Genomic DNA, 18,166 nt, shown 5'->3' with positions numbered 1-18,166 from the left:
CTGGAAAATTAACCCAGCTCTAAAATGCCATCCATTTCAACGCCAGCATCTTTCGGCAGTTGAGCAACACCAATAGCTGCGCGTGCCGGATATGGCTGTTCGAAATACTGAGCCATCACCTGGTTAACGGTCGCGAAGTTGCTCAGATCGGTCAGGAAGATATTCAGTTTAGCGATGTCCTGCAGTTTGCCGCCAGCGGCTTCACATACTGCTGTCAGGTTTTTAAATACCTGATGGATCTGCGCTTCAATATCACCATCAACCATTTCCATGGTGGCTGGTACCAGAGGAATCTGGCCAGACAGGTAAACGGTATTATTGACCTTTACTGCCTGTGAGTAAGTACCAATTGCTGCCGGAGCATTTTCGGTAGCGATAATTTCGCGAGCCATACATTAATCCTTATTTTTACTTCGTACGATTTTATTTACGCCATGAATATTGCGCAGGCGGCGAATAACACGAGCGAGGTGACGACGCCCCTGAACGCTGACTTTTAAGTGAGTAACACTCAGTCGTGCGTCGCGTTCTTCGACACTGATCTGTTCAACATTGGCGTCCGCCTGATTGATAGCAGATGCCAGCTCAACCACGATGCCACGACGATTTTCCAGGAACACTTTGAGGTCGACGGTGAATTCACTGTCGATGTCTTTATCCCAGGAAAGAATGACGCATTTTTCCTGATTATCGCGAAACTCTTCGACGTTTTTACAGGCTTCGGTATGCACCACCAGGCCGCGGCCTGAACTCGAATGACCAACAATGGCGTCACCCGGAATCGGGCTACAACACTTGGCAAAACTGACGATCAACCCTTCAGTACCACGAATGGCCAGTGGTGACTGTTCAAATGCATCAAGATCGATGTCGGTATCTTTATTCGCCACCAGTAACCGGCGTGCCAGAATTGGTGCCATGCGATTGCCTGCGCCAATTTCTTCGAGAATATCGTCGAATGTTTCTAATCCGGTTTCTTTCAGCACCAGGTCCACGTGTTGCTGATCGATATCGCTGATGGATTTACCCAGATCATTTAGCGCTTTATTTAATAAGCGCTCGCCCAGAGAAACGGATTCGCTGCGACGCTGGTTCTTCAGATAATTACGGATGTTCGAGCGTGCTTTGCCGGTAACAACAAAATTAAGCCAGGCCGGATTTGGACTGGAATTCGGCCCGGTGACAACCTGCACGGTCTGGCCGTTTTGCAGTTTGGCGCTTAACGGTGCCAGCTGGCGGTTAATACGGCAGGCAATACAGCGATTACCCACGTCGGTATGAACGGCATAAGCAAAATCGACGGCGGTTGCACCGGCCGGTAACTCGAGGATTTTGCCTTTCGGCGTGAATACGTAAATCTCTTCCGGAAACAGGTCGACTTTTACGTGTTCAACAAATTCGATTGGGCTACCGGCATTTTTTTGTAATTCAAGCAGGTTTTGAACCCACTGTCGCGCACGTTGCGTTCCGCTGGTCTGATCACTTTCCGATTTGTACAACCAGTGAGCGGCAATACCATGGTTAGCCATGGCTTCCATCTCTTCGGTGCGGATCTGAATTTCAATCGGTACACCAGCCATACCTATTAAAGTGGTGTGCAGCGATTGGTAGCCGTTGGTTTTCGGGATCGCGATATAGTCTTTAAAGCGGCCCGGAATAGGCTTGTACAGGGCATGCATGGCGCCGAGTATGCGGTAGCAGTCGTCAACTGAATCAGTAATGATGCGGAATCCATACACATCCATGATGTCAGCCAGTGACTTACGTTTTTCGCGCATCTTGTTGTAGATGCTAGACAGGTGTTTTTCCCGGCCAACCACTCGAGCCTGAATATTGGCTTCGGTCAACTTGCTGCGCACCGCTGAGGAAATGTTGTCGACCATTTCTGAACGGTGACCACGCGCGGCTTTTACAGCTTTGGCGATCAGTCCGGAGCGCATTGGGTATACGGCTTCGAAACACAGCTCTTCCATTTCTACACGAATGTCATTCAGGCCCAGGCGATTAGCAATCGGGACATAAATATCGAGACTCTCGCGAGCAATTCTGCGGCGTTTTTCCGGGCGTAATGACCCCAGGGTGCGCAGGTTATGAAGACGGTCAGCCAGTTTTACCAGAATGACGCGAATATCTTTCGCCATGGCCATCGCCATTTTCTGGAAATTTTCGGCTTGTTGCTCTTCTTTGCTTTCGAAATGGATGTTGGTCAGCTTGGAAACGCCATCCACCAGATCCGTTACTACATCACCAAATTGCTTGGCGAGTGCACTTTTTGGGATGCCAGTGTCTTCAATCACATCGTGCAACATGGCGGCCATCAGACTCTGATGGTCGAGGTTCATATCGGCGAGGATGTTAGCCACGGCTAACGGATGGATGATATAGGGTTCGCCACTGCGGCGACGCTGACCTTCGTGGGCTTGTTCTGCGTAGTAATAAGCGCGGCTTACTTGTTTGATCTGGCTGGGGCTCAGATACTGCGCAAGCCGCTCTTCTAAAGAATCAAGGGTGGGCACTGTTTGCCAGTTGCCTCTTAGTATTCTTCAGCGCGTTCAGCAGCTTCCTGAGCCGCCATGCTTTCTGGAGTTACCAGGTCTTCTGCGATTTCGCGCAGAGCCAGTACTGTTGGCTTGTCGTTTTCTTCTTCAACCAGTGGCTCAGCACCCTGAACGGCAATCTGACGAGCGCGTTTGGTTGCCAGCATTACCAGCTCAAAGCGGTTATCAACGTTGTTTAAGCAGTCTTCTACAGTTACGCGTGCCATTTGGATTCCTACAATTATGGATTCTGAAACTTCGAACCGGACATTTTAGTTAATTCCCGCCGTAAGGGAAGAGCCTGAGCGGGAATTTGAATGTTTTTTAAGCGCCAGAGGGCAATTTATGCACGTGGTGCCAGCAATGCTTCAAGCGTCTGCTGGTGATGCGCCTGTTGTGCACTCAGACGATGGCGGCGGGCAATAACAATCGCGCGCAGTTCTTCGAGGGCGTTTTCAAAGTCGTCGTTGACGATCAGGTAATCAAACTCAGCGTAATGACTCATCTCGCTTTGGGCATCGCGCATGCGGCGGGCAATGACTTCGTCGCTGTCCTGGCCGCGATTGCTGAGGCGTTTTTCCAGTTCTTCAATGGAAGGTGGCAGAATAAAGAGAGTAACAGCGTCAGGCATCAGGCGGCGAACCTGTTGCGCACCTTGCCAGTCGATTTCCAGAATAACATCGCGACCGGCTTCCAGCTCCTGTTCAACCCAGCGCTGTGAGGTGCCGTAGAAGTTATCGAAAACCTGAGCGTGTTCGAGAAACGCATTCTGCTCAATCAGCGCTTTAAACTCATCCTGACTGACGAAGTTGTAGTCTTTGCCGTTCTCTTCACCCGGACGTGGAGCGCGAGTGGTGTGGGAAACCGAAACACCAATGTACGAGGTGTTCTCCAGCAGTGCTTTTACCAGGCTGGTTTTACCCGCGCCAGAAGGTGCAGAAAAGATAAACAGAGTACCGGTAAAGCGGGATTGTTTTGCGTCGGTCATGGGAAGTTGCTGTGTCTGAGTTTGCTTCGAAGAACAAAGTATAACTGACAGTCCTTGTTCTGGGGGAGGTTTATACGGATGAGATATTAGCGCGCCATTATCTAGAGCTTTGTTGTGTGGGCGTCTATAACTAATGCTAAGTTCTTAATAACAAAGGAGCACAAGGTGCTCTCATTCACTCGTATTCTGCTAAGCCTGATTGTTGCGTTGTGGCTGCCGCTGGCCGCCGCCAAAGATTGCTCGCGCCTGATTGCCAGTGGCAATTCCGAGTATCCGCCGTATCTGTGGCGCGCCAGTGAAACCACCACTGAGATGCATGGTGCAATTCCCCGACTGATGGATTACGTGGCAAAACAGCTGAATATTGAGATTCAGGTGAAATACCTTGGCCCTTGGGGACGGGTGCAGGAAGAGGTGGCGGAAGGCAATATTGATCTGCTTTCCGGTGCGTTTTATACCGAAGCCAGAAGTTACCGCATGGACTACATTCAACCACCATTTCAGCGCACCCGCACATCGGTCTGGGTGCGTAAAAACCACCCCTTTAAGTTTGAGAACTGGTCAGATCTGGTGGGTAAATCCGGCGTGACTGTGATTAACAACAGCTTTGGTCAGAAGTTTGATGAGTACGCGGCTGCTCATCTGAATATTCATGAAGCCGGGCGTTTGGCGCAGGGGCTGCGAATGCTGCTGGGGGAACGGATCGATTACTTTCTTTATGAGGACCAGCCTGCCCGCGCGTATGCTGCTGAGCTCGGCCTGTTAGAGAGGATTGAGCCGTTAACGAATGCAGTCAGCAGTGAGGACTTATTTCTGACGGTATCCAAACGATCGGAATGTAACACCCCGGAGCTCAGAGCCAGATTGGCAAAAATATTAGAGCAGGCGCAGCAGCAAGGTGTTATGCAGCAGTTTCTGCAGCAAGCGTTGGAGCGCTGGCAGGCCAGAACTCCATACTGAGGGAATACCTGAATGCTGGTCGTTATGGAGGCTCAGGTTTACAGCCGACCTTTGCTGTAGCGCTCGCGGGCTTCCTGTTTCTTTCGCTCACTTTTTCTTAGCAACACGTAAAAGGCGCCAGAGCCGCCGTGATGCTTTTGTGCGGTATGAAACGCCTGAACATCGTCCAGATCTTCCAGCCAGTGCACCAGATAACTTTTAAGAATACCCGGGTCGTTAATGTTGCGGTCGCCTTTGCCGGGTAACACCAGAATGCAGCGGATATCATGATCCATACAATCGTGGATAAAGCGGAATAATTCACTGCGGGCTTGTTCTACTGTACGTCGGTGCAGGTCGAGCCGGGCTTCAATTTCGTATTTTCCCAGCCGCAGTTTGCGGAACACACCATCCTGAATGCCCGGGCGCTTAAAGCCCATGATGTCATGTGGACCAACGCGCTTTACTTCGCTGGTTTGCAGATGGTTTTTATCTTCTTTAGGGGCTTCGGTTTCCGCTGCCAATTTACGTGCAGCGGCGTTGGCCTTGCTGATATCGCCCTTGGCCAGGGCTACTTTTTCTTTCGCCTGTATCGGTTTTACTCCCTGCATTTCCTGCAGGAACAGGTCGTCTTCATTTAACTCGTTGTCGCTCATGCCGACTACTCAACTATCTGGTGCTCGCGATGGGCATTATATCCTGCCTGCCAGAAGGGTGTGACACTTCTTTGCGCTCTCGCACACAACTATAACTCTAGGGTCGTAATATAACTCGGGTCTTTAGTTAACACCTCGTGGAGACACGTGATGAAGAAAATGTTTATTCAGCCTCTGGCAACCTTTGCTGTAGGTGCCCTGATCAGCGTACAGGCGATGGCGTTTGGTGGCCATCAGCGCGGTATTGATTGGGAAGAAGAACTGGATCTGACGGAACAGCAGGAAGAGCAAATCGAAGCGATCGAAGATCGCTACCAGGACCAGTTCCATGAGATGAGGAAGGATAAAGGCCAGCGTCATGAGCGCCACCAGCAGGCCGCAGCGTTAATGAAACAAATGCGCCAGGAAATTCAGCAGGTACTGACCAAAGAGCAGCGTGCCCAGGCGCGTAACCTGATGACTGAGCGACGTCATAAAGCGATGGAAAAACGCCTGAAAAAACTGGCGCGTAAGCTGGATATGACTGACGAACAGAAATCTCAGTTAAAACAGACTCTGACGGCTCAGAAGCAACAATATCAGTGGCCAATGGATCAGGAGCAGCGACAGCAGGCACGTGCCACGTTTGACTCGGCGATGGCGGGTATTCTGACGTCAGAGCAGCAACAGCAGTGGCAGGCGATGAAAGCAAAATTCAAAAAGCGCTGGCACCACGATAAGCACCATCGTTATGACGAGGAATACCATAAAAACAGTTACGACGAGCATGAGCATCGTGGTGGCTTACGCAAGGGTTACCATAGCTGGTAATTCCGCATCCTGATTTCAGCACCCTGAAAATAAAAAATGCCCGGCAGGATCGCCGGGCATTTTTTATTATGATCAGGTTATTGTGATCAGATTATTCTGGTCTGCTTGCCAGAATCAGTTCTGAGAATGCTTCACCATAAAGTCTTTTACTTTCGGAGCGATGGATTCGCGGAATTTACGGCCGTTAAAAATACCGTAATGACCCACGCCTTTCGCTTCATAGTGCAGCTTTTTGCTTTTGGCGATACCACTGCAAAGCTCCTGAGCACAACCTGTCTGGCCTCGGCCGGTGATGTCGTCGAGCTCACCTTCAATCGTCATTAACGCCATATTCTTAATGGCCTTCAGATTGATCTTGTCGCCACGATATTCCATTTCTCCGCGAGGCAACTGATGCTCGAGAAATACCTTGCGAATGGTATCGAGGTAATAGTGAGCAGGCATATCCATCACGGCCAGGTATTCGTTGTAGAACTTCCGGTGCGCTTCTGCGCTATCGCCGTCACCCTTAATTAAATCGTTGAAGAATTTAAAATGTTTGCTGATGTGGTTGTCCATGTTCATCGACATAAACCCGGATAGCTGAATAAAGCCCGGATACACCAGTTGATCCTTACCTTTAAAACCCGGTGGGACCTTACAGATAACATTTTTCTCAAACCACTCAAGATCTTTACCGGAAGCATAATCGTTCACTTCGGTTGGACTGATGCGGGTATCGATCGGGCCACCCATCAGCGTCATCGTGGAAGGTAGATTCGGATTTTTATCGCCAGCCATCACACTGGCCGCTACCATCGCCGGCACACATGGCTGACACACCGCCAAAACATGGGTATCCGGGCCGAGCTTGTTAAGGAACTCGATCAGGTACTCGACGTAATCATCGAAGTGGAATTCCCCTTCGCTGGCGGGCACATCCCGGACATTTCGCCAATCGGTGATATATACCTCATGATCCGGCAGAAACTCCCGCACAGTGCCGCGCAACAATGTGGCAAAGTGGCCGGACATTGGCGCAATCATTAACACTTTTGGCTGTGGTTCCAGCTTACGGGTGCGACGGCGGAAGTGCAGCAGATTGCAGTAAGGCTTCTCCAGCACCACTTTGTATTCGATGCCAACTTCGCGGCCATCAATCTGGGTGGAATCCAGCTCCCACTCCGGTTCTTCGTAATAGTCGGTCAGGCGTTCAAACAGCTCCAGCGAGGCGCGAACGGTTTTATAAAACCAGGTGTAATTCAGAGGATTCCACGGCTGATAAAGGTACTGACGAGTCTGGCGCGCCATAACATGCATTGGCTGCATGGCATGCATGATCTGCGCATTTAAACGATAAAGCATGGCTACTCACCCCAAGGCTGGGTTGGTGTTGTTGTTATTGAGCTTAGCGTAGTGTCGGGTGCTTGCTGGCGTTCGACGCCAAATTACGACAAATGCCGCATTTGGCCCCTGTCCGTGGGGAATGTTGTTGGTTATTTGATCAACAGGCAAAACCTTAGCATGAGCCTGTAGCGGACACGAGGGGAAAAGCGGAACAAAATGTGGAATTCAGCCAAAAGACCCATCGGTCATTTGGCTGAGTTGTTGCGATTACGAACATGGCTGATGCTATGTTCGTATTTTTAGTCAGATTGCGCGCAGGAAGCCAAGCAGCAACGCTTGTTGTTCTGCTGACAGATTGTTGTAGGCGGAACGACTCGACGCCGCTTCGCCGCCATGCCAGCGAATTGCATCAGCAATGGTTTTTGCACGGCCGTCATGCAGAAAGCTCGATTGCCCCCGACCTTCAATAATGCCAATGCCCCACAGTGGTGGTGTCTTCCATTCATTCGCCATGGCATCGCCTTCACGAACGCCGTCACTGAGGTCATCACCCATATCGTGTAATAACAGATCGGTGTAGGCATAGATTGTCTGGTTGCTCAGTTGCGAGAACTTTGGGTGAGCACCAGTGACAAAGGTTGGTCGATGGCATTGGTCGCAACCCACTTGTTCGAACAGGTCTGCGCCCTGGTTAAAACGCTCCTGATTGGTGACCCGGCGCGCCGGAACAGCCAACAGCGTCAGAAACTCATTAATCGCAGTTAACGAAGCTTCGCTGACTTCCGGTGAGCCGCCACTCGGCTGATCGTCGCAGATGCTCTGACTGGCTGTACACGGCTCAGCCGGATTCAGTGGTGTGGTTAACCCCATATCCTGTTGCAGTGCTCCGGCACTTTGACCGCGCATGGTGCAATGCATAGCTTTCCAGCCGAACCGGCCAATGCAGTCTTTGCCTTCGCGGTTGAGGTGGTGAGCTTTGCCGGAGATACCGTTGTTGTCACTGTCTTGCGGGTCTGCACGCTGCAGTATTTGCTCATCTGGAACCAACTCCAGTAAGCCCACACCGGTTAACTGCGGCGACTGACGAGGACCTAAATTGATGCCAGGTGCCAGTGGCTTACCAGCCTGGGTAATCGCAAACCGAGGTTTTCCGGCTGTGTCTTGCCAGGTGACTGTGCCTTCCGGGTTCCCTACTGTCGCGCGGTTTTGCAGCTGACCGCCATAGTGTGGGTCGACGACACCGGCTTCATTGCCGAGCCGGAACAGCAGCCCAGCGCCAATTTCACCGCTGGGTAGCAGTGCTGCCGCGCGTCCAGCGACTAAGTGGCAGTTATCACATGCTCCGGATACAAACAGTGGACCGAGGCCATCGAGAAGTTCCCGAGAGCCCGGCGCCATGGTCCAGTCGGCAACAAACAGCTCACGGCCTTGGGCTACCTGAGGTAATACACTCAGATCAAGTCCGGGAATAAACTGCAGAAACTCCAGATCTTCTTTAAACTCGACCGTCGCTTGCCCGGCAACCGGACTCCATTGCCGGGGTTGAGAGGGGTCTGGTTTTGCGAAGTTGCTGCCAGTTGATTTCTGCTCACCGCCACAGGCGGTGAGCAATACGATTGCAAATATAGTTATTATTTTTTTCATTGTGCTGCTGGCAGGCTTACCAGAGTCGGAACGCGATAGCTCCAGCGGTCAATTGTACTGTCGCCACCGCCAAGAGAGCCTTGGAAACTCCAGCCCCAGGTAAATACATTACCGTCCTGACGCAGGCCAATGGTGTGCAGAGCGCCATTGCCAAGATCCACGACTTTGTCGAAGCCAAATACCGGAGAGCCCGGCTCTTTTACGTCGCCATCCTGTTCCACTCCAAGTGTCCCCAGCATGTTCTGGCCCCATGGATATACTTTGCCGTCCGCTCGTTCAGCAAAACTCTGGTTGCCATTTGCCCATACTGCGTGTGCATTTTTGAACCAGGGTAGTTTTTTCGGTGATGAAATATCTTTCGGCCAGTCAGGGTCTTCGTTATTGCGATCGTATTTACCCACCTGGCTGGAGAAGTTCAGGCCCCAACCATAAACCTCACCGTTGCGTGCTAATGCCAGTGCGTGTCCCTTGCCCAGAGCAACAGATTCAATTTTTACATCAAGCGGAATTTGTACCGGAGATGAATGAGGATCGCTGTCGATCGTACCTAGACCAAGCTGGCCATAGTTGTTTCGACCCCAGGACCACATCTGGCCATCAGCGTCTACAGCGATAGCAAAGGAGCCACCGGAAGCAATTTGTACGATATTTGCCAGGCCAGACAATTTGGTTGGCATATCGCGGTCATCGCTGGTGCCATCGCCCAGCTGGCCGTAACGGTTAGAACCAAATGTCGAAACGGTTCCGTCATTGTGCAGAATCATGGTCAGGTCATAACCACGGGTGACTGCAACTGCATCCGTTACAGATGTGATTTGAGTCGGAGCGTTTTTATCTTCTTCGTTCAGATCACTGGAATCTGCACTGCCAAGGCCAAGTTGACCGTACTTGCCGTAACCCCATGTCCATACCTGACCATTCGCTGTCATTGCTACAGAGGTGTTCTGGTCGTAGGTAACGGATACGAATTGCGTGTCACCCGGAATGAGTTTCGGCGCGGTAGGGTGCTGATCTTTGTTCAGGTCCTTGTATGGGTCTGACACAAAACCAAGACCATTCTGACCAAAGTTATTTCGACCCCAGGTGTAGGTTTTACCATCTTTAATGACGGCAGTGTGCGAATTGCCAGCGGCGACCTGCTTACCAAAATAGGTGATATAGGTTTTTACAGTGGTGTTGCCCGCGGCATCTGTTGCGGTCACTTTATAGCTGTTGCTACCTGGGTTAAGGGTCAGACGGGCAACAAAATTACCATTCTGGTCAAGGGTAGCCTCTACGTTCTCGTCTCCCATTGAAACCTGTACGCTGGCGAGCTTCTCATTGTCTTTGGCCATCCCTTTGATGCTGGCTACGCGCGTTTGAACGGCATGACCACCGGCAGGGAATACAGACGAGATTTCAGGTGGAGTTGTCTCTTTATCAATCGGTTGCGGTGCTGAAGAATTGTTGTTGGAATCTGAGCCACAGCCCACAAGTGCTGCGGCACTGAGTAAGGGAACTATATAAAGTTTCATTGGTGCACCTTAAATTATTGCGATGTTATCCCCGAACGGGGGGCGCGATAATTAACTAAATGATAATCAATAGCAATTGCAAGTAATTATACTTTTGTATGACTTTTGTGATCAGTTCTGATGAAAAAATGGCTCTTGAAGCCAACAAAGCTGTCCTCTCCGGGCAATCTGGCCGCAGGCCACAAAAGGTATGATTTTCAGCGTTAATAACAAAAATGATGAGAGTCCGATGAGCAGTCCTGATCGCAAAACCGCGGAGCTGAGCTTCTGCAATTTCGAAGAATTTTATCCTTACTTCCTGTCGGAGCACCGTAATCCGGTGTGCCGTATTTTCCATTACGCAGGTACGGCGCTTGGGCTATCGGTTCTTGGCTGGGCAATTCTCAGTGGCGGCCTGTTGTGGATTCTTGCGGTACCGCTGGTGAAGGTTGGTATGGATCTGTTGGGGCATATCTTTTTTGAGCGAAACAAGCCCGCCAGTTCGAACTTCCCGTTATGGAGTATTCGTGGTGATTTCACCATGCTGAAAGACTTTCTCAGTGGCCAGCTGGCGGCAAAATTATCCCGCAAGTAAGTTCTCACTCACCGCTGATGGCGTCTGTCTGAATGAATCCTGACTTGGATTATTATGTAGGTAGTTTTACTTAAGTAATTGCGACCTAGGTCGGATTTCCCTTACCGCTCCATGGCTTTCTAATACGCCGCTTATTACTCGGCAGACATAGAAATTCCGGAGCTCTCTTATGCAGCATCACAATATTTTTGAACTGGGTCTGGAAGCCAACCCGGCGAACTACACGCCATTAAGCCCGATCAGCTACCTGCAGCGTGCGGCGTTTGTGTATCCGGATCGGGTGGCACAGATTCATCAGGATACCCGTTATACCTGGGCTGAAACTTATGAGCGCTGTGTGCGCCTGGCGTCTGGCCTGAATGCCATGGGCATCAAATCCGGCGATACCGTGTCTTTTCTGTGTGCCAATGTGCCAGCACTGTTTGAAGCGCATTTTGGCGTGCCTATGTGTGGTGCGGTATTAAACGCGGTAAATACCCGTCTCGATGCCGAAGCCATCGCATTTATTCTGCAACATGCCGAAGCAAAAGTGCTGTTTGTGGATAAAGAGTTTTCTGAAGTGGCCAGCAAGGCCATTAAGATGATGGCGGTGAAGCCGACCATTATTGCTGTTGATGATCCGTATTTTGATCAGGGTGAGCTACTGGGTGAACAAACCTACGAGCAATTGCTGCAGCAGTCGGATGCTTCTTATGACTGGCAGTTGCCGGAAAATGAGTGGCAGGCGATCACTCTGAATTACACGTCCGGCACCACGGGTAATCCAAAAGGTGTGGTTTATCACCATCGCGGTGCTTATCTGAATGCCGCCAACAATATTGTTTCCTGGGATATGGGTACTCACCCGGTTTATTTATGGATTCTGCCGTTGTTCCACTGCAATGGCTGGTGTTTCCCATGGTCAATTGCAGCGGCTGCAGGTGTCAGTGTGTCGCTGCGTCATGTGCGCGCCGATGCGATTTATCATGAAATTAAAGAAAATAAAGTGACCCACTTCTGTGGTGCCCCGATTGTTCTGAATATGCTGAACAATGCCGATGCAGATATGAAGGCCGGCATTGAACATCAGGTTAATGCCATGGTGGCGGGTGCTGCGCCACCGGCCGCGGTGATTGAAGGTATGGAAAACATGGGGGTTAATGTCACCCATGTGTATGGCCTGACGGAAACGTATGGCCCATGTGTGGTTTCTGCCTGGAAAGAAGAGTGGGATGGTAAAGGCATCGCCGAGAAAGCGGCACTAAAAGCCCGCCAGGGTGTGAAGAGCCCAATGCAGGAAGACCTGATGATTGCTGACCCTGAAACCATGCAGCCGGTAGCAAAAGATGGCGAAACCATCGGTGAAATCTTTATTCGCGGCAATATCGTGATGAAAGGTTACCTGAAAAATCCATCTGCAACGGAAGAGTCTTTTACCGGTGACTGGTTCCATACCGGTGATTTAGCGGTGTGGCATGAAGATGGTTATGTCGAAATTAAAGACCGTTCAAAAGACATTATTATTTCTGGCGGTGAGAATATTTCGTCGATCGAAGTGGAAGATGTGCTTTATCGTCATCCTCAGGTTGAAGAAGCTGCGGTTGTTGCAAAGCCTGATGATAAATGGGGCGAGACGCCATGTGCTTTTATTAAATTAAAAGAAGGTGCAAAAACCACCGCGGAAGAAATCACCGCATTCTGTCGCGATAATATGGCGCACTTTAAAGCCCCACGTTATGTCGTCTTTGGTGATTTGCCAAAAACATCGACAGGTAAAATCCAGAAATTTATTCTGCGGGAACAATCAAAAGAGCTTTAATGTCAGGCTTCTTTGATGTTTGAATAATCAGGGAGAAACCTCAACGCGGTTTCTCCCTTTTTCTTTGGCGATATATAACAATTGATCGGCTTTCTTTAATGCCTGGTCAATGTTGTCATGTTGTTCCCAGCTTAATAATCCGCCGCTGAACGAGATGGCAATATCGTGAGGCGGACATTGAATGACCATTTGCTCGGTGTGCTGGCGAATACGTTCCAGCACCTGGCGAGCCTGATCAAGTGCGATATTATTCAGAAATAAAGCGAACTCTTCACCGCCCAGCCGGCCAATCATATCGCCCTCACGCAGATGCAGGCGTACCATGTTTACAAATTCGATCAGTGCCCGATCGCCACAGGCGTGGCCATAGGTATCATTTAGTTTTTTGAAATGGTCGAGGTCGAGCATTGCCAGACAATAGGGTTTATCGCCATTACTTTGTCTTACCTGTTGTGGAATAGCGTAAAAGGCGCGCCGGTTCAGGCAGCCGGTTAACGCATCGGTACTGGCTTGCTGGTGTAAACGTAATTCCTGTTCTTTGCGTGAAGAAATATCAATTAATGCAGCAAAGATACTTTCCTGTTCCTGAGTTTTTATTCGGGTCGCCGAGAACTGTGTCCAGAACGGTGTTCCATCAGTCGTTTGCATCTGGCATTCAACATCAAAAATATGCCCCTGATTATCGAGGACTTTCAGCACTGCTTCGCGGTCGGCTTTGTCCTTGTACAGTAATCCGGCTTTTAATGTTTCAACCTGATTGTCGGCGATGGCAAAACGATCAAGGAACAATTGGTTTGAGCGTAGGATATGACCATCCGGGCGGGTCATTACGTAAGGAATGGGTAGAGCATTTAAGATGGCTTCCAGGTCTTCATTCTTGTCGCGAATTTCTTCGGTACGCTGATTTACCTGCTGCTCCAGATAATGATTGGTTTTCTGCAATTCGTTAAAGTAATAACGGTTTTTCGCGTTGCTGCTGAATTGCAGGCTGAGTAGTTTGATAACCTGAAGCTTTTCTTCGGAAAAGTTAGCCTGTGCGCTACCACTTTCAAGATAAAGAATACCAACCAGCATTTGTTCACAATACACAGGCACTGAGAGAAGGCTGATATGGCTGGCGATCTGTAGCCCGATTTCAATACCGTACTGGCTGCGGTCAACGCTGTTATTAATAACAACCGACTGGCCTGTGTTGGCAACGTAATTAAAAATCTGCTCCGGGTAGCGTTGCGCAAACTTCTGATAAGGCTGAACCATCTGATAGTGGCAATAGACGTTTTCCTGGCAGAGTTCATCACTGAAGGTAACGAGTACGGCAACCTGAGCACCGGTAATTAAGGAACACTGCTGAACAAACTGCTCACTCAGTTGTTTCTGATCCAAAGCACCACTGATGTGTTGTAACGAACTGACCAGCTGCTGCCATTGTGAATGGCTGGATAATTGCGTTGTGTTATTACTGCGGAAATCCGCCAGAGTCGTTTCCAGTTGTCTGGCCTTTGCCAGAGCTCCCCAGCTGCTATAGATGCTTTGTGCCTGCTGAATATAGCTGGCACCGATGTGAGGCTGCTGCTGACGAACCCGAAATAAACCATAACGCTCGTACGCAATTCCCTGCAGTAAGGCAAACCCCGCTTGCTCAGCGTGTTCCAGTGCATCTTCATAATGCAGTATTGCCGCTTTAACGTTGTGCTCCAGAGCAGCCTGCTCAGCCTGAATTAAATAATAACCACAAGCAAAAGTCTGAGGATTAATATCGTGCCACTGCTGGTATTTTTGCCACGCGGTTTGTTGCCATTCTAACCAGTGTGATTCAGGAGTCGCACGAGTATCCAGCTGTATGGCGCTAATGGTTAACAGGTTTAACAGGGTATACATACCCTCATGGAAAATGCCTTCGTCGATATCATCCATTGCCAGGTTTTTATTCAGCGACACCGCCAGCGCCTGATCAAATCGATTAAATAAATACCCCTGCAATAAACGGCCAAGCAGGCGATCGTATTTACCACACATATAATGATGTTCATTAAAGTGCTGCAATGCCTGATCTTCATAACCTGGCTGGTGGTCGAGGTTATTCAGGTTATCTAATTGGCCTTGTAAAATCGCCAGTAAGTTAAGTTGCAACTGTGCTAAATACACTTGTGCAGGTTGTTTAATATCTTGGCAGGTGGCAATGATTGACTGCATATGTTGCTGCAGCTCATGCAGGTTGCGGCAGGTTAAAAACTCTGCGTAAAAACCAAAAATATAGGCGTGCACTCCCCAGTAATAGTCTCCCTGTTCCACGCATTGCTGATACGCACGTTTACGTACTGGATTACTTTCCTCCAGAGCTTGCTGCCAGGGCAGAATAAAGTTGCTGCGCATCATGGCCAGGCGGCCTTCAATCATCGGATTGGGAGGGTATTGGGCTGCAATCTGGTCTGAATGCTGCGCAGCAGAAAAGGCCGTGTCGTAGTCTTTTAAAACCTTGGTGCACAACAAGCCATACATCATAAATACATACGACGAATATTGGCTGTTGCCGTGCTCATGAGTCAGTCGTAACAGTGACAAAATGGTTAATGGAAATATCAGTGAACCTGAGTTGTAACAGCAGGGTTGCATCGCCATCAGGATATCCATAATCAGCAGTATTTTTCCCTGACTGATTTCCGGTAACTCAACCAGCTTTGCAAACGGTACTCGTGCCAGGTCTTGTTGTGCTTGTGCGACTGCGTTACCGACCTGCTCCATATCCGGTTGTGATGGTAGCGAAAACCCCAGCGTGGTTAATGCGTTTAAGCCCACTTCAATCGCGCGATTTAATTCGCCGTAACGGGTGTATTGGGTAATCAGGATATTACTGAAACAGGTCAGAGTATTCAGATCATCCGGACGGCGACGCAGCAAGGTTTCGACAATCGATCGTTGTTCCTCGGCTTCGTTATATTCGCCACTGAGATAGAGACACTCACACAACTCGATCGACGAGTGGAGTATGGTCGACGTCTTTAAGCGGCTGTTATCACAACAGCTGAACCCCTGGCGCAAATAGCTAACTGCCGTTTTATAAGCGGTTGCCTGCTTGGCCTGCTGCGCGGCTTCAAAATTCAGTTCTGCCAGCATCAGGCGTTGTTCGTTTGTCAGCAGAGATAACGCCTGATTGTAATGAGCGACCAATTCAAAAATATCGTCACTGTGTTGGCTGTTGTGATGCTGGTTGCTGTGATGTCGGTTGTTATGATGCAGATTAAGCGCCAGCTGCAGATGGCACTGTTGGCGTTGTTCATCATTCAGCAGACTGTATGCTGCTTGTTGCACTCGATCGTGCAGGAATTTTGCGTGTTGATTGCTCGCCTGATTGCAGTTCTGATTCTGCCATATAGGGCAAATTAATCCGGCATCAATCGCTTGCTGTAACGCGCTTTGTTGTTGTTTCAGTCCTGAAACGGCCTGTAATAAATCGAGTGAAAACGACGCACCAATACAGGATGCCAGTTGCAACAGTTGTTGTACTTCAGGTGCTAAGCGATCGATTTTTTTCAGCATCAAATCAACCACATTATCGCTGTATTGCTGTTGTTCTATATCTGCCAGCTGCCACTGCCATTGCTGTTTTTTGTGATCAAAACGCAGCAGATCGGACTGATATAAATCCTGTAAAAACTGACGAAAGAAGAACGGGTTACCAGCCGTTTTCTGATAGCAAATCTGTGCCAGTGGCTTAACTGCATCCGCAGTTTGTTGCAAGGTATCAATCAGAATGTGTTGCAGCGTTGTTTCAGTCAGTGGCGAGAGCTGCTGATGATAAATATGATCGCTGTTTTTTATATCGTTCAGCACCTGAGCAAAAGGGTGGCTGCTATCCACCTCATTATCCCGATAGGCACCAATTAGCAAACAATGTTTGCTCTGCCGGTCATGCAGAATTAAATCAATCAGTGCCAGGCTGGCGGCGTCTGCCCACTGCAGATCGTCGATAAAAATGGTCAGGGGTTTATTGAATAAACAGATTTCGCGAATAAACGTGAGGAAGGTTTGATTAAAGCGGTTTAACTGTTCATCAGGACCTAGTTGTGTCACTTCCGGTTGTGAACCCAGTAATAACTCCAGGTCGGGTAGCAGGTCGATAATGATCTGAGTATTCGGCGCCAGCGCCTGATTCAGACGCTGATGCCACTGTTGCGATTCAGCTTCGGCCAGCGATAACAAGTAATAGCTGAAACAGCGGAAAGCCTGAACAAAAGCGCTGTAAGGGATAGAGCGTTTGTACTGATCAAACTTGCCCTGAATAAATATGCCATTGGAACAGATGATTGGTGCCTGCAAAGACTGCACTAATGCGGTTTTACCAACCCCGGAGTAGCCCGCAATTAATATTCCCTGTGAGTGACCGGCGAAGCTGTTATCAAACGCCTGCAGCATTTGTTGTTGCTCTGCTTCACGGCCGTAAAGTTGCTGTGGGATTGTTAATTGCTCGGCGAGCTTCTGGTGCTGTGCTTGCTCCGGAATTCGATCGCTCTGACGTAACGCCTGTAAATCCAGTAATAAACCGGCACAGCTCTGGTAGCGATTCTCCGGCTCTTTAGCGGTAAGGGCCGAAATAATCTGGCAAACAGCCGGGTGTTTGGCCTCTTCCGTTGCCGGAATATCCAGCGATTTGGCGGCCTGGGCGTAAAACACCTGATCATTCTGTTTCAGCTCCTGAAACGGAACCCGTTGGAAAAACAGCCAGAACAAGACACAACCGAGGGCGTACAAATCGGTGCGGACATCGACGTTTTTTTCCTGGGGATAACATTGCTCCGGAGCGAGAAAGTGAGGGTCACAAAAACGTGGCCGGAAAGCCGTCAGGCCGCTGATCTGGCGCTGACAAAGGCGGGCATGGCTGAGGTCGATCATTTGCGCCTGACTGAGATCAAAAGCACATAACAGCACCGACGGACGCAGACCGAGGTGCAAAATATGCTGGCTGTGTAATTGTTGTAGTGCCTGGCTCAGGCAAATAGCGATATCCAGCTTTTCGTTCATGGTCAGCGCCTGGGTCGATAATTCGCTGAGCTGAAAATCAAGGCAGTTGAGGTAGTGAATCTGGCCAGCGCCGTTTAGGCGGGTGGTTGGCAACGGCAGTTCGCTGCCGGACTGGCACATCGACTGCTCGTGCTGAAAGCCGCTGTTGGCATCAAAGCTGGTTTGTCCGGGGAATGCCAGACGCTGCATTTCTCCCTGCGCCGGGCCAATATTGAGGCGCAGATAGGGGTCGCTGTAGGTTGCGTTATTACAAAGGATCATACTCCACCCACCCAGTCTGATCCCTTCAGTTTAGAAGCTATTCGTTATTGCGCCCGAGGTTAGTATGGCGGGTTACTCGGGCAGAATAGCGGGTGGGTCT

General features: G+C 49.7%; 13 protein-coding genes. 4 read left to right on the top strand and 9 right to left on the bottom strand.

Annotated elements, in window-relative coordinates; all coding sequences use genetic code 11:
- Positions 1–8: 8 nt before the first annotated feature.
- The 4 genes from ACOQOZ_RS12075 to gmk form a co-directional block, all read right to left on the bottom strand.
- Entirely contained in the window at positions 9–392 is a 384-nt protein-coding gene (locus ACOQOZ_RS12075) for a RidA family protein (protein WP_419812158.1), read from the bottom strand.
- Positions 393–395: 3 nt separating this feature from the next.
- A complete protein-coding gene (gene spoT, locus ACOQOZ_RS12070; RefSeq protein WP_420588418.1) occupies positions 396–2,516 on the bottom strand; it encodes a bifunctional GTP diphosphokinase/guanosine-3',5'-bis pyrophosphate 3'-pyrophosphohydrolase in 2,121 nt (706 codons plus the stop codon).
- Between the two features lie 17 nt (positions 2,517–2,533).
- Positions 2,534–2,764 (bottom strand): DNA-directed RNA polymerase subunit omega, encoded by a 231-nt coding sequence (gene rpoZ / locus ACOQOZ_RS12065; RefSeq protein WP_068655991.1) that lies wholly within the window; start codon positions 2,762–2,764, stop codon positions 2,534–2,536.
- A gap of 116 nt (positions 2,765–2,880) precedes the next feature.
- Positions 2,881–3,525, bottom strand: coding sequence for a guanylate kinase (gene gmk / locus ACOQOZ_RS12060; RefSeq protein WP_420588417.1), 645 nt, complete (start codon positions 3,523–3,525; stop codon positions 2,881–2,883).
- A 165-nt stretch (positions 3,526–3,690) separates the two neighbouring features.
- On the opposite strand from gmk, the gene ACOQOZ_RS12055 reads away from it, so the two are divergent.
- Positions 3,691–4,485, top strand: coding sequence for a transporter substrate-binding domain-containing protein (locus ACOQOZ_RS12055; protein ID WP_420588416.1), 795 nt, complete (start codon positions 3,691–3,693; stop codon positions 4,483–4,485).
- A gap of 38 nt (positions 4,486–4,523) precedes the next feature.
- Here ACOQOZ_RS12055 and smrA read toward each other — a convergent pair whose 3' ends face one another.
- A complete protein-coding gene (gene smrA, locus ACOQOZ_RS12050; protein ID WP_420588415.1) occupies positions 4,524–5,120 on the bottom strand; it encodes a DNA endonuclease SmrA in 597 nt (198 codons plus the stop codon).
- Between the two features lie 150 nt (positions 5,121–5,270).
- Between smrA and ACOQOZ_RS12045 the strand changes: the two genes are divergently transcribed.
- Positions 5,271–5,930, top strand: coding sequence for a hypothetical protein (locus ACOQOZ_RS12045; RefSeq protein WP_420588414.1), 660 nt, complete (start codon positions 5,271–5,273; stop codon positions 5,928–5,930).
- Between the two features lie 114 nt (positions 5,931–6,044).
- Here the strand turns inward: ACOQOZ_RS12045 and ACOQOZ_RS12040 are convergent, their stop codons facing one another.
- From ACOQOZ_RS12040 to ACOQOZ_RS12030, 3 genes are all read right to left on the bottom strand, one after another.
- A complete protein-coding gene (locus tag ACOQOZ_RS12040; RefSeq protein ID WP_420588413.1) occupies positions 6,045–7,274 on the bottom strand; it encodes a polyhydroxyalkanoate depolymerase in 1,230 nt (409 codons plus the stop codon).
- Positions 7,275–7,559: 285 nt separating this feature from the next.
- Positions 7,560–8,900 (bottom strand): di-heme oxidoredictase family protein, encoded by a 1,341-nt coding sequence (locus ACOQOZ_RS12035; protein WP_420588412.1) that lies wholly within the window; start codon positions 8,898–8,900, stop codon positions 7,560–7,562.
- Positions 8,897–10,414, bottom strand: a complete 1,518-nt coding sequence (locus ACOQOZ_RS12030) for a hypothetical protein (RefSeq protein ID WP_420588411.1) — start codon at positions 10,412–10,414, stop codon at positions 8,897–8,899. Before ACOQOZ_RS12030 ends, ACOQOZ_RS12035 begins: the two co-directional genes overlap by 4 nt.
- Positions 10,415–10,643: 229 nt before the next feature.
- Here ACOQOZ_RS12030 and ACOQOZ_RS12025 point away from each other — a divergent pair, with 229 nt between their 5' ends.
- Entirely contained in the window at positions 10,644–10,988 is a 345-nt protein-coding gene (locus ACOQOZ_RS12025; RefSeq protein ID WP_420588410.1) for an Mpo1-like protein, read from the top strand.
- A gap of 169 nt (positions 10,989–11,157) precedes the next feature.
- Positions 11,158–12,786, top strand: a complete 1,629-nt coding sequence (locus tag ACOQOZ_RS12020) for an acyl-CoA synthetase (RefSeq protein WP_420588409.1) — start codon at positions 11,158–11,160, stop codon at positions 12,784–12,786.
- Positions 12,787–12,813: 27 nt separating this feature from the next.
- On the opposite strand, the gene ACOQOZ_RS12015 is transcribed toward ACOQOZ_RS12020, so the two are convergent.
- A complete protein-coding gene (locus tag ACOQOZ_RS12015) occupies positions 12,814–18,066 on the bottom strand; it encodes a diguanylate cyclase (RefSeq protein ID WP_420588408.1) in 5,253 nt (1,750 codons plus the stop codon).
- Positions 18,067–18,166: the final 100 nt, after the last annotated feature.

Source organism: Bacterioplanoides sp., from assembly GCF_965219715.1.
GTDB lineage: Bacteria > Pseudomonadota > Gammaproteobacteria > Pseudomonadales > Oceanobacteraceae > Bacterioplanoides.
This window is presented reverse-complemented; position numbering and strand designations above follow the sequence as displayed.